Source organism: Candidatus Protochlamydia phocaeensis (assembly GCF_001545115.1).
In the GTDB taxonomy this organism is placed as follows: domain Bacteria; phylum Chlamydiota; class Chlamydiia; order Chlamydiales; family Parachlamydiaceae; genus Protochlamydia_A; species Protochlamydia_A phocaeensis.
Genome location: NZ_FCNU01000007.1, coordinates 261,738 through 280,866, shown reverse-complemented (window position 1 = coordinate 280,866; position 19,129 = coordinate 261,738). Strand labels below are relative to the sequence as shown.

Below are 19,129 nucleotides of genomic sequence, written 5' to 3'. Positions count from 1 at the left end.
AATATTCACTCACTATTGCCCGCTATCTCCTATCGCTTCCTAGGGAAAACAATCTCAAATATAGGCAATTATGAGTTTAAGAAACCCTTTAAGAAAGAGTTAGAAGTGCCTAATGTTCCTATTCAATAATAAAATTGCAGAAGATTTATCTTATAGCTAGTCGGCTAGAATGAGTGAAAAATCAACTGCGCTCTAAAGTAACCATTCTAAATGGCATGATTCAATCCGGAGTATATATGAAAGCCCGTCATTTTCCTTACGCTTTAGCATTTTTACTGATGGCTGCCACAGCTTGCCAATCCCGCTGCCCTGAACGAGAAGAGATTGTTTGCGAAACTTATACCCATCGCTATGGAGTGCCTTTGCCGCCCGATGAATGGGAAGACCGCGGCCAACATGGTCAAGTTGTGTCGACTAGACGCGACGGTGTTGTCGTCTCAAAAACCTATGAGGCGGGAATTCTGCATGGTGAAACAACCTATTCTTTTCCCCATCGAGATGTCACTCAGCATAAGCAAATGTATGAACAAGGGACCTTGACGCAGGAATGGTTTTACTATCCCAATGGAATGCCTCAGCAGCAGATCATTTATGAAGCTCCGGGGAAGCAAACCTTAGTCGTTTGGTACGAGGGGGGAGCGCCTCAGTGCAAAGAGGAGTATGAAAATAGCTATCTAGTGCGTGGAGAATATTATAATCCTTCTAATCTCGAGGAGTCTCGGGTAGAAGATCAAAATGGCTTAAGGACTCGACGCGATGCCTATGGGCAGCTTCAATCGGTTGATGAAATCCGTAATGGAAAGATGGTCTTGCGCACGACTTACCATCCCAACGGCGCCCCAGCGACCATGACGCCTTATGCCAATAATGTGATTGAAGGCCAGCGCCGCACCTATTATTTAGGCGGAGAGCCAGCGACAGTTGAAGAATGGACAAATAACTGCCAGCACGGCAATACGGTTGTTTTTGAGAACGGTGAAAAATGCGCTGATATTTCTTATGTCAAAGGCCGCCGGCAAGGAATGGAGCGACGCTATCGTGATAATGGCCAAACGCTTGTACAAGAAGTGACATGGGTGCAAGGAAAAAGGCATGGACCTTGCTATTCTTACATAGGCAACACGACTCAAACAGATTGGTTTTTCCAAGATCGCAAAGTCAATAAGGCAACCTTTGACGCTTTAAGCAATCAATAAATCCTGTTAGAGAGAAGAAGATTAAACCCATAATAATCGATATTTGAGGTTATTTTTTTCCCTAGAAGGCGATAGGAAAGAGCGGGAAAAAGAATGCGAATCTAGGTCATTAGCGGGTTTAAATACATTCCAAACTCAGGTTCTTAGGGCTCTTGCAATCTCAAAAGATTGCAAGAGCCCTCAATCCGGGCAAAAGCTTTCTTACACTTTCTTTCTTTTCGACATTACCCTGTGGTTACTCCTCTCTTAGTTGCTTCTTTGAAATGCCTTTTAGGAAGAGCTTCTGTTTTGCCTCTCCTTTAAAAGGAGCCGATAATTGAATGGATGGATGGGAAGAGAAAAATTCGGCTATTTCAGGAATGTCTTTTTTAGTAAAGCCTGCTTTAGTTTCTTCAATCTCAATATGCCTAATCTGGCAATCCGTTGACAAATGGCGCAAAATAGGCATCAATTGGCTAGAGGAAATCTGCTTATTGCCTCTAATAACAAGGCTTTTGATGTTGATAAAAGTATTGGAATAAGAAACGAGATAGCGGCTGATGGCTTTTGCAAACAGGGGATGAATGCAGGCAAGGTTCGCTTGCATATTCGGAGAAAGATGCGTAGCCCATTTTTTTGACCCCAAAAAATCCTGAGCGTTTAGCTTTAATGTGATGATAGAATGCGATCGTTCAAGCGTTCTTTCCACAACCATATGCAGATACCTCTCTCGGTCAGATAAAGGCATATGAGTCAGACTTTCTTGAAATAAGCTTGCAAAAGTTGTGGCCGGATGACTAAAGGGAGTACTCAAATCTCTAGAGAAGTTAGCTGAAAAGTGATCTTCTAAGGCTTCCTCGAATACCTGATGGCCAAGCTTTTGATAGCATAAGCTAGTCAATTCAATTAGCGACTTTGCGCCAACAGGTGCCGAAAGAATTTTTTTAACGATCAGCTTCATTAAATGATTAGGATAAACTTCGTAGGAGATCAGATCTCGCTGAGGCATGGACGTTAAAATTGTACAAAGTGCCTTCACAGTCGAAAGTGAGGGGGAGAGCTGCCTGAATTTTTTCCATCTAGAGGAATTGGTGAACTTGGTGAGAGCTACGCTTCTCGTCTTCCTGGCATGAGATTCATACTGATTAATCAATCGAAAAAGCGCAGGGAATGTTTGAACGCCAACAAACAATTCTTCGATCTGCTGCTTTTTTTCCTTTGGCATAACTTCTCTTATTTTTTCAATTAGCTCTCCATAGGCTAAACGATCTGTAATGGTAATCAATTGATTTGCCGCTTTATCAAGTTCAACAATATGATAGAGGTTTAGAAAGCGTTGGACAGCTTGATTCAGCTGGGAATGCGTTAAACTCAGCTGCTTTAAATCAGCTGCATCTAAATGATTAAGAATATAAAGAGTGGGATCTTCATAAAAATGAATAAAAGTTTGTAAATCAAGACAAGTGTTCAGGTTATTTACTTTTAGTTAAAATTATTTTTGTAAGAATGTATTTAAGATCTAGGCTGATAATTGAATATTAATTTCAATCCAATCTTCGTGATATAATAGCGTAAAATAGAATTGTAATACATGTTTATTCCAATTTGGATATTTTGTTAATAAGTATTTAAAAAATAAATGCTTGATTGATTATAGAATTGCCAGAAAAAAGATTTTATTTTAAATAAAGAATTTTCTTTATATTTTGAGGTCAGTGCGCAATTTTGAATGCAACGAATGTCTTTAAGAGAGTGGATAAGGAAGGGTAAAGCGGATAATAGCCTATGTTTGAGAGGTCTTTCTCCAGGCAAAAAATCGCAAATGTGGATTATGAATGTAGAGTCTGTTAAAAATTCTTCTAATGGCTTGAACTCGATTTCTTTTCCCTTAGGAGGGATAGCTAGTGATGTCTCTTTTATTTATTTCTTTCCTTAGCAAGAGCGAAGCGTTGAGCGAGAGTGAAGCCTTGCGTTGGGATTTATTTTTTCAACCACTGCCAATTTTCTTTTTAGTAGCGACTTTGGGATTAACGGCATTTATTTGGTTTATTTGGAATAAAGGAGGCCAGCGTCCTCTTATTCCTGGGCCCAAAGCTTTAGGCGCTTCGTCCAAAACTTTAAAGGAATTTTATGCCTTGGTACCTGCCATTTTAGGTACGCATGTTGGATTGGCTTTGCTGTTCAATGGTATCAATGGGCGATTGCTTGCTTTTAACAATCTTCTTCAAGAGCCTTGGTCTAATTGGATTGGATTAGCAGAGATCGGAATTGCTTTATCGCTGTTTTATGGGGGCTTGGCGCGCTTTGGAGCTAGCCTATTGGCTTGTATTTGGTTATTGGGATTCGACTTAATCGGTTTAAAGCCTATGCTTGAAGGGATTCAATATTTTGGCTTTGCATGCTTCTTTTATCTTGCAGGCCGAGGACCTTATGCAATTGATCGTCTGTTATTTCCTGTTTTAGAGCCAACTCCCACTTATATGAAGTATGCGCTCTTTTTCTTAAGGATAAGCATTGGATTAAATTTTATTGTTTTTGGATTTACACAGAAGCTGGCCAATATACCTTTTGCTCTTTCTCTAATAGAAGCGCATCGTTTTCTTAACTTTATCAATCTACCTAATGAAATTTTCGTTTTGTTTGCGGGGAGCTTTGAGGTCTTAGTAGGCCTATTGATTGCTTTTGGCATTTTCTTTCGACTGACTATTATTTTGGCTTTGCTTGCCCTCAATGCTTCCCTAACCATTACAAGCTGGGCGGAGCTGATGGATTATTTGCCCTTATATGGTGCGTTAGCCGTCTTATTAGTTTGGGAGCCGACGAGAGATAATCGAATATTATGGACCAAGGGATTAATTCATCAGGAAGAGGGGGCACCTAAAAAATAGGGACATGCCCCGGCCCGTCAGATATCAATGCTAATATTGCCTTCAATGCTGCATTGACAAGCTAGCCGATAATCCGAATCCAGTCCTTTGGAGCGAAGCGTCTGCTCTTCTTGTTTTGTTTTCCGGGATAGATGGCATTTGCCCTCTGTAATGCGAATGGCGCAGGTGCCGCATTGCCCTTGGCAGCAGCCAAAGCGAAAGGGAAGCTGCGGATTGATCTGATACGCGCGGAGCAGCTCAAGGCCTGAACGGACTTGATAGACTTTTTTTTGCTTTATACACGTAATCGTTGCCATGGCTTATAGGACCTTTTTAAGAAGTAAAGGAAGGTCTTGCATATCCCATTCTTCCGAAAGAAGCAAACTGAATTCTCCCGTCTGAAGATCTGTTTGGTAGGTTTTAAGCATGACGGGCCGGTTTTCTAAATCATAGAGAACAACTCCGTCAAAAGGGTCATGCAGAGCTTGATAATACATGCGATGCATAGAAAGCGGCAAGCCATGGATCGAACTAAGTTGACAAGAGCGGCAACGCTGATTATCAAAGCAATGCGTTTCGAGGAGAATAGCGCGGTCTTCTTGATTGCGCAACAGGCACTTGACAATTTTCTCGTCTTCAAAAAGCACCTCTTTTCGCCAAGCCATTTGATCAACCGGAGTTAAATGGCGGAAATCTAGGAAGAGCGAATCATAAATGACATTGTCAAACTTCCCATTTTGATATTTCTCAATTGAATAGCGCTTACCATAGGCATCCGTCACAACCTTGTAAGCTATTCCATTACCGGGTTCGGCTAGTCCTCGCCCATAAGGCTTGCCTTTTTTCCAAAAGTAGTCACGAAAAAAATTAATCATTTCTTGCCTATCAGCTTGCAATTGTAATCTTTCTTTAAAGATTAAGCTCATTGAGGGACCCTGTACTTTTTTTATTCTAAAATGCTATTCTCTATGAATAAAAAACAGCAAATCCATTCTAGGACCTATTCCTAAATTGCTAATGCCCTAGCGCATAGACAATGGTCCGGGTTTTAAGAAATCCTCTAAGTATCGCTTAAATCCTATAAAATGGATTAATGCCCATTTCAACAAAGGGGGCGCATTATGTCAAATGAAGAGATGTTAATTGAAAACAAATGGTCCTTTGGGCCACCTATTGACATAGACTTTCATGTAGGAGAAGGATCCATTACATCGATCGCGTTATCTCTTGGAAAACAAGGAATGACATGGCGAGTTTGGGGGAATCAATCCAATAAAAGACTGGAAGAGCGCATTGAAGCCTGGCTGAGCCAGTATGGAAGGGGAAAGCAGCCGGATGTGGCTATTCCACTGGATATGGCGAAAATGCCGGTTTTTACCTATAGGGCATTGGAAGCAATTCGAGCTATTCCCTTTGGAACGACGCTCTCTTATGGACAAGTCGCTCAGATTATTTCCCACCCTCAAGCGGCGCGGGCCATCGGCAGCGCATGCAGGCGCAACCCTTTTCCGCTGATCATTCCGTGCCATCGTGTATTGGATTCCCAACAGCAATTAAGAGGCTATTCAGCCGGGGAGGGATTAAAGCTTAAAAGATGCCTGCTTGATTTTGAAGGCATCTCTTAGCTTCTCAATCCGTTAGATCCCCTTATTGGAAACATTCAATTCATATTGAGAATAAAAGGTAAAGTTTGGATCAAAAATTCTTTTTAAGGTTACGCGCGTTTCGCCAGCCGCGCGCTCCAAAATACTCTCCCAGTTCCTGTCTTTCCCAGGCTGGCTTGTATAGTACTTTAAAGATTCCAAAAAATTCACCGTATATACCCCGCCTGTGATGAGATGCTTGACGGCAGGCTGTCCAGGAATGGAACCGGAAGCAATAATGGTTCCGGAGTGATTTAAGAATAAATGCTGATAAGCTTGCACAATCTCTGAAGGGGTATGGTTAGCCATTAAGGACGTATAAGAATCCGAATTTTTAATAATGGCCACTTGATCTTCTAATTCTTCAATTTCAAGGATCTTCTCAAAGATTTTTTCCCGATCTCCATACTGATCATCAATTTCATTACAGGAATCGGCAATGGACAGCAAGAGGCGAGGGCCTTTGCTCTTAATGACTTCATTGAAATAATTAAAATCAATAGCCTGTTGATCGAGAGAAAAGCGTAAGTGGGGCCAAGGGGAGTCCTTATCAGAAGGCCTTGAGCCATGAATGGCAAAATAAAGAATGACGACGTCGTCCGCTTGGATAGAAAGCGCTTCAATGTGCTGGACAACCTCGTCCAATCGGCAACGGAAGCTCTCAAAAATGACTCCATGCAGCTCTAGTCCCGTATAAGCCGCAATCCTTTTCACTTCTCGCCGCCATAAATCCATGCTGGCTTCAAAGCCGTTTCGATCGCTTGCATTTAAAGAATCTCCTACTAACACGACGTGTAAATTAGCGGCTTGCAAGGAGAATTCGCCTATTCCTAAAAAGATAAAGAGACTTAAAGAAATAAAAAATAATTTTCTTATAAACATTATAAAACGTATGGGTTTGTTAATAAATTTGTAAATAATATAAACTATTTTTTAATTATTGTAAATAATGTTTATAATTTTTGTTATTGTGTGATTATAAAGTGAAATTTTAGCTTGTTCTTTCTGTTCGACGGACGAAGGCTTGATTGGCACATCTTTCGCATAAGAGAAAGTGTCTCAAGCAGGGAGGAAGACTATGAATAAAGCTCAATTACAAAAAAAGATTGCTTACCTAGAGTTTGTTCACGATCAGCTGGAGACAGAATTAACATATGTAGATACATTGCTAAAGTCTGTCGGGTTTCCTCAAGGTTTAGCTTCAGCTAAAGAAGTTGCATTGGAGCTTTTACAGGATGCGGAATCCAAGCCTTTAGAAAATGAGAGCGAGAAGGATAGCGACTAAGAATTTATCAATTTTGATGAAATCTTGTGAATGCGATAGCTGTTTCCTAAAATTCAAAAATAATCCCCCTGGGCGGTCTAAAATAAATAATAATCTAGCCCAGGGTTTCTTTTGCGGGTGATTTTTCTTCTTTAATCGGCCCTTTCCTAGGGAGAAAATCACTTCAAATATCGATTGTGATGGGTTTGATACATTCTCTTAAAGGCCTCTCTAAAGCTAATTTTAAAAGGCTAGAAGCTTTTGAGGGATAGAGTAAGAAGACACGGTCTAGCAAGAGGAGGGAATGACTTTTATCAAATTTTGATTAGATCTTTATTAAGTGTTAACACAAGTAAGTTTTCATAGAGCCTTTAATCAATGCATGAAAGGATAAAGTTTAATACGTAGCCCTGGATCAGCCATTAGCTCATAAAGTAATAGTAATAATCTGAGACCAGGGTCTTTAATAAACTTTTAAAGCTTAAGATATTAATTTAAGTTTTATTTAACCTTTATCAAGAATTAATACACACCAGGTGTAATAGAGTTTTTCATCAATGCCATCATAGTCTAATAAGCCTATAATAGCTAATAATCGCCCTGGATTTAATAATAAATAAAAAATAAGTCCAGGGTTTGGTTTTTCCTAGGAAAGGATGGCATGATAAATGCATAAACTCAATCATCCGTACACCGTGGAGGTGAGTATGAAAAAAGCAGAACTTCTCAAAAAAGTCGCCTATTTAGAGTCTTTGAATGATCACTTGTTAACTGAGTTAGGATATGTGGATCATTTAATGCGTTTGGTAGGATTTGCAGGTGGATTGGAGACTGTTAAATTGACAGCCCGTGAATTATACGAATCCGAAAAAGATCATTCGGACTTTAATAATAGCTAGGATGTGTCCTAAATTACTAATCGTTTAGATTCGAGTTCTTTCTCCTAGAACGCAAGATAGGAGAAAATAATCTCAAGTACAGGCGATTATGAATTTAGGGACATGGCTTTAACTTAAAAGCATGTAGAGATCATCGATGGTTAGGTTGATGGGATCCGCATCTGAATTAAATATTTCTTCGACGACCAAGCGTTTATTGGCTTTAAGCTTCATCATTTTTTCTTCAATGCTTTCGGCCATGACAAAGCGTTTGGCAATGACTTGATCTTGCCTGCCGATGCGATGGGCGCGGTTGATTGCTTGCTCTTCAACAGCTTCATTCCACCACGGATCATAGAGAAAAACGTAGTCGGCCGCTGTTAAATTTAATCCCACTCCGCCAGCTTTTAAACTAATGAAAAATAAATACTGAGCAGGATCTTGCTGAAAATGGGTAATGACCTTTTCCCGGTCCTGCGTGCTCCCATCCAAGTAGGCGTAAGACCATCCTTGTTTTTTTGCAAAACCTGCCATTAGTTTTAGCATAGAGGTAAATTGGCTATAAACGAGAACCTTGCGCCCTTCTTCTACGATTGTTTCCAAGTCTTGCATTAAAGCATCGAATTTGGCGCTGGTCGCCAGGCTTTCGCTCTCATCGAGGAGGGAAGAGACAAGTAAAGGGTGGCAGCAAATTTGTCGAAGGCGCAAAATTGCTTCTAAAATCTCTAGACGGTGTTTATTTATTCCTTCCAATTCGACTTTCTTAAGTAAGTTGCCTTTAAATCCGGCCAAAAATTGATCATAAAGCTGTCTTTGCTCTTCGTTCATTTCAATCCACATGGTCTGATCAATGCGAGGAGGAAGGTCTTTGGCCACTTCTTGCTTGTTGCGCCGCAGGATAAAAGGCGCAATCTTGCGCTTGATGCGCTCCAGATAGCGCTTATCAGCGTTTGCAGCTTGCAGATCTGCTGCAAAGCTGTCTTCCGATCCAAAGAGATCGGGAATCAGAAAATGGAAATGCGACCATAACTCGTTGAGATGATTCTCTATAGGAGTTCCAGTCAAGCTAAGGCGGAATTGAGCATGCAGGCGGCAGACGGCTTGAGCTGTTTGAGTATGGGCATTTTTTATTATCTGCGCCTCATCCAAAATTAAACAATTGTAAGCAAGCTTTTCGAAGAGGAAAAGATCGATCCGCGCTGTCGCATAAGAGGTGAGAATGATGGCATGTTTTTCCAGCTCTTCCGGCATCTTGGTGCGCTGGGGCCCTTGATGCACATAGCAGGATAAGTGAGGCAGAAAGCGATTGATCTCATTTTTCCAATTAAAGAGAAGAGAGGTAGGGACAACGATTAAATGGGGCAGATCGCTTGACAGGCGCGAAAGGAAAGCGAGCACTTGTACGGTTTTTCCCAGTCCCATTTCATCTGCTAGAATACCATGAAAGTGATAATCGTAGAGGAAAGACAGCCAGTTGACTCCTTGTTGTTGATAGGGTCTGAGCTGGCCTTTAAAGCTGGGGGAAGGCAAAGATTCTTGTATTCCAGAGAAAGACTTCAAGGCCTTTTGCAGGGCGGATAAAGAAGATGGCGCATGGGCTTTTTCCATTAAAGACGAAAGGGCGCCGAAGCGTTGCTTTTTGATCCTGATCTCTTTTCCGATGACTTCTCCCTCTTCGGCTAATTCCTGCAAAGGGGAATGGGCGGTCATTTCTGGAAGCAGGCCGACTGTTTTGTCATCTAATTGAATAAAGCGTTCACGCCGATTGAAGGCTCCGATGACGGAACCGATATCGGCTTCATAGGTGTCATAGTGGACGTTGCCTTTGATGACCAATGCCTCTTTCATTTCATTGAGCGCTAAATCGAGGGTATCTTGTTTGATAAGGCGGCATCCCTTCCAATCCTGAATGTGCCAGCCAATCTCTAGCAGGAAAGTTAAGCTTTTGCCGACTTTGTCCAAGGGGCAATAATAATGGGACTGGCCAACAACCTTTTTTATAAAATCCGTTTCTAAAAGATCTTTTTCCCAATTTCTTTCTGCTTCCCTATTCCTTTTTCCCGCCAGATGGCCTGGGCCGTCCTGGATGGCGGAATGAGGATCATGCATGGCGACGCGCAACTCAGATCCGTAATCCATCCATAGATCAGCAAAAGCGCCAGTGCGATCTTTTAAAATCAATAGGGGATGGGGAGAGGCCAGTTGATGGACTTCTTCAATAGATCCTTGTTTCACAATAATTTGAGGACTATCGGGATCGTCGGCGTCTATGCCTTCTAAGAAAGCTGCTTTTTGAGCCCCTTCCAATACAAATGAGGGACTCTGATTGGCGTGCTGAAGCGCTTTCCAGCTCACATCTGTCTGAATGCCTTTCAAAAGGAGCCCGCGGATAAACCAATTGGGTTTGCCGGGCCCTATGCAATCGCACTCTGTCAGGCTAATATCCGTCTCGCGCCATTTAAGACGGCCGCTTACTTGGATTTTATGGTCTTCTAAAGGCGTGATTTCATAATAGAAATCGACATGTCCAAAAAAATCTGTGACCAGCTGTTTATTGTTGAAATAAAGCTTTTGGGTTAAAGCCAGCTCTTTGAGTAAGGGAACGGCTTGAGAAGGCGAGATATGGATGAGCAAAAGAGGCATGGAATCGGCATGCGGTGTGCGGCCGGATGTCCTTTGCTGAAAAGCGAGCTCTTCTTTGAGCAAGGCTGTCAGCGCTTGCCGGTCTTTTTCTGAAGCGGCTAAGGAGCGCCAGCGGGCCAGAGGCTGTCCGACAGAAGGAAAATGCCATTCAAAGGAAGAGGCTTTTTGGTGGCGCTCAGCCAAGCGGATGACAAGCATATTTGTTTTTTTAATTTCTTGCTGATCAATTGCATACGCAATTTCGCTCATGAATAAAGCCTTTGTCTGTTAAAATCGGATAGACTTGAGTGCGGGATGATCTGCTAGGGTATGATGAGTTTTAACACACACTCTAAATGCCGGGCAGATAAACTCAAATTCAGGTTATTATTAAATCGCATTTGAGCAAATAGATCAAGGATGCAAAAAGGCTAAAGATGAGCAATTTACCAATGTGGCAAAAGGACTGGGACGCGGCAGAACGGGAATGGGAGCATAAAGCCAGAGAAGCCGCGCAGAAGGCGCCCATTAAAAGGCTGGCAGTCTTGCCTGATATGCCGGGAATGACAGAGGAGACGGCTAAAAACTTGAAATGGAAAAGCCTGAAATGGATGCTGACAAAAGATCATCAAGGCGAGATTCGCAAGGGCTTTTTAAAGCATCCTTTTAAATATCTATGGGCTTTTCTCAAATCGGCTTGGCAGACGAAGCCTTATCGGCGGCAAGGCGATTTTTTCTTATATGGCGTCGATTCGGTTGAACAGTTTCAATCTCTTTTAGAGAATCGCGAAGCCATTTTGATTTTAGGATTTTCTTATTGCCATAAGCCTTTTGAGTGTCCTTCCGGACGCTTTACGCCTGATTGCATGCATGATGGCAATCATGCGGTTTGCCGGCAATGCTTTATCGGCAAGGCTGTCCATGCTGCTGCTTCTAAACAGACTATTCCGCTCTTCATTCCTACCATTCATTATATTGGAGGAAAGGTCTTCGATATTGTGCATCAAAATCCTGGCAAGGACATTCTTTTTATCATTACGGCATGCGAAATGACCTTAGAGATGTTTGGCGATTGGGGAAATATGGTCAATATTAAGGGGCTGGGTGTCCGCTTGGATGGACGCATCTGCAATACAATGAAAGCCTTTGAGCTATCTGAGCAAGGCATAAAGCCCGGCCTGACCGTCGTGCTGGACGAGACGCAAAAAAGAATCATGGGCTTGATCCGTCATCGCAATCAGGCGATGAGGGAAGATGGCGCCCAAGCGAGCTCTCACAGTTAAACCATACAGATAAGACAAGCCATTGGATGATGCCCCCTCTCTTGGCGCTCAAGGCGGCAAGAGAGGAGGATCTCAAATTTTATTTGCTTTAGATGAGCGTCTTTTAGAGATTTTTTTTATCCGATGCCTCTTTGGGTGAAGCAGGATCTAAGAAATTCTGCCATATGTCATCAAAGCTGATAAAAGAATCTCCCATCGGATTATCTCCGTTGGTAGGGGAAGAAGAAATCGAGTTTATCTGGCTGGCTGGCTGGTTTTGCGCGATATCTATTGGCGGCGTTGAATCTGACTTATCTGCCACTTCCTCTGTGTCTGATATGTCATGCTGCTCCCCTGTATCGTCTGTAGCTAGGCTTTCTGCCTCTTCTTCCACTTCTCGATCGATATCCCATTCTGATGAGACTGTGAAATTATCCGATCGCGGACTCCATATATTATCCGTGGAAGACGGGACTGGTTGGTCAATTCCAGGCGTTTGCGTGGCTTCTTCATCCCGTTTTGGAGTTACTGGAAGGCCTTCTTCTTCTACCGGCTGCTCTTTTTCGCCTACTTGATGGCTCTCCTTGGAGCCTGAGGCATCTGGAGTGGAAGGAGAGGCTTCACGAGGCGTCGGTACGGGAGAAGGCGTTTTTAATGCATTTTTTCCTGTCTCTCCCTCTGGTTCTTCTTTGTGTACCGGAACGGGACTTGAATTGGGCATCCGTTTTTCTGGTGAGGGGGATTCAGAAGGGGAAGGGGATTGATTGATGTTTGAATCTATCGGTTTGGGAGAGTGGTGAGGGGAGGGGGATTCTGTTTCCGCATTTCTCTTGATGATTGGGCTATTGGGTTTGAGAGAGTTCGAATGACTTGAAGAGAGAGGGGTCTTTTTAGGTGTTTTTGAGGATAAAGGAGAAGGCTTTATTCCACTTATAGAGGATAAATCTAAAGGAGGAATAAAAGGTCTTTCTTCCTTCGCTGAAGGATTTTGTTCTGAAGCTTCCTCCTCCGTTGTTCCTTTTTCCGCTGCTTGTTGATTAGAATTGGTCGAGCGAGGGGAAAAGGAAGGCAAAAGGGAAGCTTGTTGAAGCTCTTCAAGAGATTTTCCATTTATTGGCGTTGCTGGATTGCCAGCGGAGGTTAATTGAAATTGCATCGCATGGGCCTGCCTAGCTAATTGGGCTCTCTTGATTTCTCTATATAAAATAGAGGCGGCTATATTGATAGTTGTAATGGCTGTTAAGGCATATACACTCAAATTTAATTTTAGAATAAAGTTTAAAGAAACATTGATGCCGGCCATTAATCCACCTGTAAATAAAAGATGGACAATCCGATCTGTAAGGACTCTTTGCTTAAGGTCAATGTTTTCTTGGTTTTTTAAAGCATTTTCTATTAATGAAAATAGCTTCTCAGTTGCAACTAGAGCCACTAATTGGCTCACAACTAAAATGCCGGTTGCACCTGGATGATTACTGATAAATGTAGGAATAGGCTGGATAAAAGCGACGGCGCGATTGAGCCAATTTTTTCCTAAATTTTCCGTATGCGTAATGATATGAGCAATTTGATTGCTAATTCCTGAGATATATATAGTCATAACTGCCTTTGCGTTAAATTAATAATCGTTTTGTTAATTTTAGAAAAAGGAGAACCAAGAGGATGAGCTGGATGCTGGTACAGAGATAGGGGGGGGATTTATTTTTTCAAAAATGCTTTTCCAGACCTCTAAGATTCTTTGATGCGGATCTTTAAGTTGCTTGAGACACTCTTTATCTTTTTTTATTTGATCGAGCAGCGTCTGCTTTAGCGTGTTTGTTTTTAATTGATATTTGGAGAAAGCATCTCTCAACATTGCAATATGTTCTTGATCGCCGTCTGCTATATTAATTTTTAAGATTCCTTGGGCCCATAACCGTTCTTTCATGCAAACGATTTTGTGAAAATACTCTACAATATCTTTTAACGGCCCATTAATTTGGCGCTCGCTTTCTAATTCCTGCAAGCCCTGTTCGATTGTAAAAGGTGTGACGGAACTTTCATTTTCTTCATCGCGAACGGGATCATAAGGATCATCTAAGAGAATATGCAAATTGTTGAAGAGACGCTCTACTTCTTGTACCCTCCATTTGATTTGATTAATAATTGGCTGGGCTTTATAAGACAGGCTCTCATCCACTTTAGACAATTCGCTATCCCAAGCTTGTTTGCTGAGCTCATAAAATGTTTTTTGATGCCTTTGTTCAAACCTTTTCGTTAAGGCGGCAATTAAATCGGGATGACTGATTATTTTATTCGTAATCGCATAGTCCAAAATGGTCAGATCCTCTTTTATGACGACCAAAGAACACAGCGAATTAACCCAATAATCGAAAGGGACGGGAAAGGAGGAAAGAGGCAGAATAGCTTGATCACCAGCGTCTTCGGGAGAGGTCTCGGAGATGGAAGGGGGCAATTTTACCTTTTTATCGCCGGTTTCCATTCCTTTTTCAATCAGCTCCATTCTATACTTGAGGCCAAATTGATAAAGGGGTTGCATACTTGTCAAATAAAGATTGATAGGCGGTTTGCCATTCCATAGAAGCGTTAAATACTCATCCAAGGCATCAAAGTATGTAATTCCAAATGAGAGGGTCTCTTCGCAAGCCTGGACAAGCTTCTCTATGCTATCTAGCTGCTTTTCTTGTTTATTTATCCAAGAAAGCGCGCATTCCAGTTCATCCGAGCCATCTATACTAGTTTTTTCTGCTTGAATTTCTTGATACCTGGCTCTAATTAATTGTAAATCTGCTTGGTGCAGGATTTTTGACTGCTTTTCGCTAGATTCTAAAAATTTTTCTAGATTCTTCTTCGCTTTTTCCGTTGTTATTGTGAGTTTTTTTAAACGTGTCCTCGATATAACGGGAGAAGAAGGCGGAGAATGGGTAGTTGACTTATCCTGCCGTAGAGCCAGGATGCGTAAATCAACGTTTCTTGATTCCTTATCGGATATCTGTGGATCCCCCTTTCCCTCTACAGGAGGCATTCCGGCTATGGGGTTAAATGGCGAGATAGCAGGTGAATTCATCATGTCTTACTCCCTTGTTGAATTCTAAATTTTCCTTGAACTACGAAAGCTTATAATTCTGTCGTTATCGCTTTAATGATTAATCGATTGATTTGAAAATAATTTACTGCAAAGCAATGTTTGTAATATTGAGCTTTAGATTGGTAATTGTTTTTTTTGGTTAAAATTTAATTACAGACTATTCTACTAGTTTGATAGTAGAAGTAATCGGGCAATCTATTCATTCTAATCCTGTTTTCAAAATTGTTATTTTGAAAATTGTAGAAAAAGATATTCCTCTTGTTTGAATTTGGATCTATGAGAGGGAAATAAAAGGGAATCCTGCTATCTTGGGAAAATAAAAATTGCCATAAAGCCCCTTCATTTTCTTATCTTGTAGATTTCAAGTCGCCTTTTGATCTTTCCTCTTCAGGTTCCTTTCGAATTTGATGGGTCTTTAGCTTTTGCTTGCCAATCGGCATAAGCGGATTGGTTAATGTTAAAAAAAATTTTTGACATAAGTGAGAGATATTTGTCAAGTCTTCTATAAAATAAAGAGATTTTTTTAAACAATTTTTTAAATTTTTGCAAAAGATGAAAATGAACCCATAGCCACGTATAAATGGTTTTTTGGCGATTGCCATCTATTGACCGGAAAATTTTAAATTTTTTTTAATGACTTAGGGAGTTCAAGATGAAAGAAGGCTTGTGAAGGCAATAAAGACTGCCATTGAATGGGGATTAGCGGCCTGGATAAAATAGGGGCATTTGCAGGCAAGGGATGAGTGAATTCCCCTTTCGAATAGAAAGCTGAGGATACGAGCCTATGCTAGGGCTTTTTTAAGGCTTCAATGATGGGAAGGAAAGAAAAGTAAAATTTTAAGTTTAATTCACTTTTCCATCCTTCCGAACTAAACAGGTTCTCTACTTGGCCGGCGTTTCTTTGAAGTAATGATACCATTTGCGGAATGGCTTATGGGCATCTTGTTGATGATAGGGGCGAACGCGAGGAGCTGTTTGGCAGGAGGACTGGCAGCATCCTGAATAGTGTTGCAAGCAGGTGGGACAGCAAAGGAACAAATGATTGCAATCCATATTGGCACAGTTGTAGTAGGCCTCGATAGGCGTTTGGCAATGATGGCATTTGCCTATAACAGGAGTGGAATCTGCGCTAATTGGCACGGTTAAGCGGTCATCAAAGACGAAGAGTTTGCCAAGCCAATGATCGCTGCCTTGTTTGAGCCCATAGTTGATAATTCCGCCATCGAGCTGATACACATCTTTGAAGCCTTGCTTTCTAAGCAAAGAAGAATAAAGTTCGCAGCGGATTCCTCCTGTACAATACATCATGACAGGAGTGGACTGTGGATCTACTTTTTCCTTGAGTTCTTCTGCATATTGCTTGAATTCGCGGAAGGTCTCGCAAGGCGGGCATTCGGCTCCTTCAAAGCGGCCGACTTGCCATTCGTATTCATTGCGAACGTCCAATACAAGAGGCTTTTTCTCGTTTTCAAGCATTTCTTTCCATTTTTCAGGAGATACATGCTCTCCCGTTTCTTCCAAGTCGACTTCCTCGTCTAAAGCAACTAATTGCGGACGGTATTTGATTGTTTGTCTGGGAAAAACGTTCTCATGATGAGTGTGAATTTTAAAAACGACCTTCTCAAAGAGCGGATTGGCATGCATCCAGCGCATATAGGCTTCCGCATCTTCGCGAATGCCGCTCATTTGCCCGTTGATTCCTTGCTCTGAAATATAAATGCGCGAAGTGAGTTGGCGGTTATTGAAAAATTCTTTATGTGCTAAGACTTCTTGATGAGGATCGGGAATTCGAGTAAAATAATAATAGGCTAGAACAAAGAAAATAGGTTTTTCAGGCATTTTTTAACTCATAAAAGCTTATAAAAGCAATAAGTATAAAAGATTTAATTGTTTGTTTCAAGCTTCGATTCATTGAAATTTATTCGTTTTGCCTTTCTATATTGGTTAAAGATATTTACTAGCCAAAAAACCATTGAAAGGCAATAATTAAGCCTTATTTTCTTCTTTAATTCATTACTGGAGTTTTTATGGCAGACAAGTTAGCTCATTTGACAGATGACAATTTTCAGCAAACGATCGAAAAGGGAGTCACCCTAGTTGATTTTTATGCAACTTGGTGCGGTCCTTGCCGCATGATCGCTCCCATTGTCGAGCAATTGGCTGGAATGGTTCAAGGAAAAGCCTGCATTGCCAAGCTTGATATCGATCAGGCCCAGCAAACAACAGCCTCTTTGCAAATTACTTCTGTTCCCACTTTAATTTTGTTTAAAGACGGCAAGGAAGTCAAAAGAGTCGTAGGAGTAAAAGATTTAGATTATCTTTTGAACCTCGTGCAATCGTTTAGCTAAGCACGCGCCCGCCTGATTTTCCCTCTAGTGTGTTGTGTCTCTTGAAAGTCATTTCCTTTAAGGAAATGACGAAAGAGGCACAGTGCACAAAGAGAATTTAATCTATTTTCATCTAAGGACTGCCGCTTATTAAGCTAAGCGTGGAGGTTTTTTGCCTTTTGGACTGCGTCGAAAGGACAAAAAAACTCCACACTTAGGTTATTAGAGACTCTCGACTAATCGGCCTTTTGGGAAGGATGTATGGGAAAGTTGTTGATCATCGTCGGTTTGATTTTCGTTATAGCGGGATTGCTAATAACCTTTAAAATTTCCATTCCCTTTTTTGGTAAAATGCCCGGAGATATTGTCATTAAGGGCGAGCATGTTCAATTTTATTTTCCCCTGGTCAGTTGCCTTATTTTAAGCCTGATCCTTTCCCTTCTTTTCTATCTGTTCTCACGCTAGGAAAACCGCATCCTCTCCCCGTGTCCATTACCTTTAAGATTCGCTTTCAAACTGAAAGTTTTGCTGGCGCCAGGCTTCATATAAGGCAATACCGGCTGAAGTGGCCAAGTTTAAACAGCGCGCATGGGGAACCATGGGCAATTTAACAAATCGATCGGGCCATGTCTCAAAAAAAGAGGCTGGAAGACCGGTTGTCTCCGAGCCGAAAATCAAGAGGGCATCGGGAGAATAAGAGACGGAATTATAGAGCTTGGTGGCTTTACTTGAAAAAAAGTAAAAGGGGGCGTTCTGTTGAGATAAATAGGCGGGCAGGTCATCAATGAAAGACACCTTAACGCCTTCCCAATAGTCCAAGCCTGCGCGTTTTAGCCAGCGGTCTTGTGTGCTGAAACCAAGCGGACGGACCATGATCAGGTCAGATCCTGTCACTGCGCATGTTCTCACAATATTGCCGGCATTTTGCGGAATTTGAGGTTGGTACAAGATAATTTTCATAAAAAACTCAATTTTGCAGCTTTAATGCATTTGTGGGCGATAAAAGTAGGGGCGGTTAATAAAAAAAGAGCCCAAGATAGTCTTGGGCGTCTTAGTGCGGAAAGAGATGAATTAGCGAGTTGTATTAGAAGAGCGGGCAGGAGTCGTAGAGGCAGAGGTGTCTTTTTTTACAGCCTCTTTAGGCTCATCCTCAAAATCTTCATCATCTAAATAGAGTTCATCTTCTTCGTCTTCATCGCTATTGCTATTTTGGTCTTCTTGCCCTTTCAAAGATGCGGCATTTTTAGATTTTGCCTTAGCATCATCAGAATTGGCTTTGACGACTTCAATATCAAAAATGAGAAGTTCATTAGGAGGCAATTGGCCGGTTGTTCCATAGCCTAGGTCAGGATGAACAAAAAGACGGCGTTTTTCGCCTTCTTTCATTCCCACAATCCCTTTGCTGAAGCCTGGAATGGTCTGGTCAAGAGGAATTGTGATTGGACCACCCATTTCTTCTGATGTTCCAAAAACAGTGCCATCTTGGTATTTGCCCGTATAATGAATCTTTGGAGAAGAATGAGGCTCTACAGTTGCTCCAGATCCTTCTTTTAAAGTTTTATACTGAAGCTTGCCTGAAATAATCTCATTAACACCTTGCTCATGAGCGTTTTTGGACATGAATTCATTTGCCGCTTTCAGATTGGAAGCCGACATTTCTTTAAACGCTCTTTCTTGAACTGCCGTCATCATTTCTTCGTATTCTTTTTCAGAAAGCGGGGCTGGCTCTCCAGCTGCGCCTTCACGAATCCCTTTAATGATGCTTTCTAAATCGAATTTTAAGCCCGGGGATTGCAAGTTACGGCCAATAAAATGTCCGAAAGCCTCGGATAACTTTTTCATATCGATTTGATCGTATTTATCGGCTTTTTCTGTTGTCGCTTGCGCACGCTTCTCGGATTTGTCTGTTGCATTGCCACTGTCTTGTGCTTGCAGTGAACAACATCCTAGCAGGATTCCAAGACTTGTTAAAGTCACTAATCGCGTCTTTTTTAACATAGGGT

At 41.6% G+C, this 19,129-nt stretch carries 18 protein-coding genes; 8 read left to right on the top strand and 10 right to left on the bottom strand.

What is annotated here, in order from left to right:
• Positions 1 to 236 precede the first annotated feature (236 nt).
• On the top strand, positions 237 to 1,196 hold the full coding sequence (locus BN3769_RS02195) for a toxin-antitoxin system YwqK family antitoxin (RefSeq protein WP_068467102.1): 960 nt from the start codon (positions 237 to 239) through the stop codon (positions 1,194 to 1,196).
• A 235-nt stretch (positions 1,197 to 1,431) separates the two neighbouring features.
• Here BN3769_RS02195 and BN3769_RS02190 read toward each other — a convergent pair whose 3' ends face one another.
• Positions 1,432 to 2,400: a hypothetical protein gene (locus BN3769_RS02190; RefSeq protein ID WP_154017787.1), complete on the bottom strand. Its 969-nt coding sequence runs from the start codon at positions 2,398 to 2,400 to the stop codon at positions 1,432 to 1,434.
• 679 nt (positions 2,401 to 3,079) lie between these two features.
• Between BN3769_RS02190 and BN3769_RS02185 the strand changes: the two genes are divergently transcribed.
• Positions 3,080 to 4,063: a DoxX family membrane protein gene (locus tag BN3769_RS02185; RefSeq protein ID WP_154017786.1), complete on the top strand. Its 984-nt coding sequence runs from the start codon at positions 3,080 to 3,082 to the stop codon at positions 4,061 to 4,063.
• 17 nt (positions 4,064 to 4,080) lie between these two features.
• On the opposite strand, the gene BN3769_RS02180 is transcribed toward BN3769_RS02185, so the two are convergent.
• Together BN3769_RS02180 and BN3769_RS02175 are read right to left on the bottom strand one after the other, a co-directional pair.
• Positions 4,081 to 4,359 (bottom strand): 2Fe-2S iron-sulfur cluster-binding protein, encoded by a 279-nt coding sequence (locus BN3769_RS02180; RefSeq protein ID WP_068467095.1) that lies wholly within the window; start codon positions 4,357 to 4,359, stop codon positions 4,081 to 4,083.
• Between the two features lie 3 nt (positions 4,360 to 4,362).
• A complete protein-coding gene (locus BN3769_RS02175; protein ID WP_068467093.1) occupies positions 4,363 to 4,968 on the bottom strand; it encodes a hypothetical protein in 606 nt (201 codons plus the stop codon).
• A 195-nt stretch (positions 4,969 to 5,163) separates the two neighbouring features.
• Between BN3769_RS02175 and BN3769_RS02170 the strand changes: the two genes are divergently transcribed.
• Positions 5,164 to 5,667 carry a methylated-DNA--[protein]-cysteine S-methyltransferase gene (locus BN3769_RS02170; RefSeq protein ID WP_068467091.1) on the top strand — a complete coding sequence of 168 codons (504 nt, stop codon included), beginning with the start codon at positions 5,164 to 5,166 and terminating at the stop codon, positions 5,665 to 5,667.
• A gap of 12 nt (positions 5,668 to 5,679) precedes the next feature.
• Here BN3769_RS02170 and BN3769_RS02165 read toward each other — a convergent pair whose 3' ends face one another.
• A complete protein-coding gene (locus BN3769_RS02165; protein ID WP_195155529.1) occupies positions 5,680 to 6,498 on the bottom strand; it encodes a caspase family protein in 819 nt (272 codons plus the stop codon).
• Positions 6,499 to 6,763: 265 nt separating this feature from the next.
• Here BN3769_RS02165 and BN3769_RS02160 point away from each other — a divergent pair, with 265 nt between their 5' ends.
• A complete protein-coding gene (locus BN3769_RS02160; RefSeq protein WP_068467088.1) occupies positions 6,764 to 6,970 on the top strand; it encodes a hypothetical protein in 207 nt (68 codons plus the stop codon).
• A 686-nt stretch (positions 6,971 to 7,656) separates the two neighbouring features.
• Positions 7,657 to 7,848 carry a hypothetical protein gene (locus BN3769_RS02155; protein ID WP_068467086.1) on the top strand — a complete coding sequence of 64 codons (192 nt, stop codon included), beginning with the start codon at positions 7,657 to 7,659 and terminating at the stop codon, positions 7,846 to 7,848.
• Between the two features lie 108 nt (positions 7,849 to 7,956).
• Here BN3769_RS02155 and BN3769_RS02150 read toward each other — a convergent pair whose 3' ends face one another.
• Positions 7,957 to 10,719 (bottom strand): DEAD/DEAH box helicase, encoded by a 2,763-nt coding sequence (locus tag BN3769_RS02150; protein WP_228840593.1) that lies wholly within the window; start codon positions 10,717 to 10,719, stop codon positions 7,957 to 7,959.
• Positions 10,720 to 10,886: 167 nt separating this feature from the next.
• Here BN3769_RS02150 and BN3769_RS02145 point away from each other — a divergent pair, with 167 nt between their 5' ends.
• On the top strand, positions 10,887 to 11,732 hold the full coding sequence (locus tag BN3769_RS02145) for a hypothetical protein (protein ID WP_068467084.1): 846 nt from the start codon (positions 10,887 to 10,889) through the stop codon (positions 11,730 to 11,732).
• 103 nt (positions 11,733 to 11,835) lie between these two features.
• Here the strand turns inward: BN3769_RS02145 and BN3769_RS02140 are convergent, their stop codons facing one another.
• The 3 genes from BN3769_RS02140 to trhO form a co-directional block, all read right to left on the bottom strand.
• The gene (locus BN3769_RS02140; RefSeq protein WP_068467082.1) at positions 11,836 to 13,311 is read right to left on the bottom strand and encodes a hypothetical protein; all 1,476 of its coding nucleotides are present in this window, start codon (positions 13,309 to 13,311) and stop codon (positions 11,836 to 11,838) included.
• A gap of 39 nt (positions 13,312 to 13,350) precedes the next feature.
• Positions 13,351 to 14,781, bottom strand: coding sequence for a hypothetical protein (locus tag BN3769_RS02135; RefSeq protein WP_154017785.1), 1,431 nt, complete (start codon positions 14,779 to 14,781; stop codon positions 13,351 to 13,353).
• 900 nt (positions 14,782 to 15,681) lie between these two features.
• Positions 15,682 to 16,638: an oxygen-dependent tRNA uridine(34) hydroxylase TrhO gene (gene trhO, locus BN3769_RS02125; RefSeq protein WP_068467075.1), complete on the bottom strand. Its 957-nt coding sequence runs from the start codon at positions 16,636 to 16,638 to the stop codon at positions 15,682 to 15,684.
• Positions 16,639 to 16,826: 188 nt separating this feature from the next.
• Between trhO and trxA the strand changes: the two genes are divergently transcribed.
• Complete coding sequence (trxA, locus tag BN3769_RS02120) at positions 16,827 to 17,147, top strand: thioredoxin (RefSeq protein WP_068467073.1); 321 nt, start codon at positions 16,827 to 16,829, stop codon at positions 17,145 to 17,147.
• A gap of 240 nt (positions 17,148 to 17,387) precedes the next feature.
• The gene (locus BN3769_RS02115) at positions 17,388 to 17,591 is read left to right on the top strand and encodes a DUF2905 domain-containing protein (RefSeq protein ID WP_068467070.1); all 204 of its coding nucleotides are present in this window, start codon (positions 17,388 to 17,390) and stop codon (positions 17,589 to 17,591) included.
• Between the two features lie 33 nt (positions 17,592 to 17,624).
• Here the strand turns inward: BN3769_RS02115 and BN3769_RS02110 are convergent, their stop codons facing one another.
• Together BN3769_RS02110 and BN3769_RS02105 are read right to left on the bottom strand one after the other, a co-directional pair.
• The gene (locus BN3769_RS02110) at positions 17,625 to 18,086 is read right to left on the bottom strand and encodes a tRNA (cytidine(34)-2'-O)-methyltransferase (protein WP_068467068.1); all 462 of its coding nucleotides are present in this window, start codon (positions 18,084 to 18,086) and stop codon (positions 17,625 to 17,627) included.
• A 111-nt stretch (positions 18,087 to 18,197) separates the two neighbouring features.
• Complete coding sequence (locus BN3769_RS02105) at positions 18,198 to 19,124, bottom strand: FKBP-type peptidyl-prolyl cis-trans isomerase (protein ID WP_068467066.1); 927 nt, start codon at positions 19,122 to 19,124, stop codon at positions 18,198 to 18,200.
• Positions 19,125 to 19,129 lie beyond the last annotated feature (5 nt).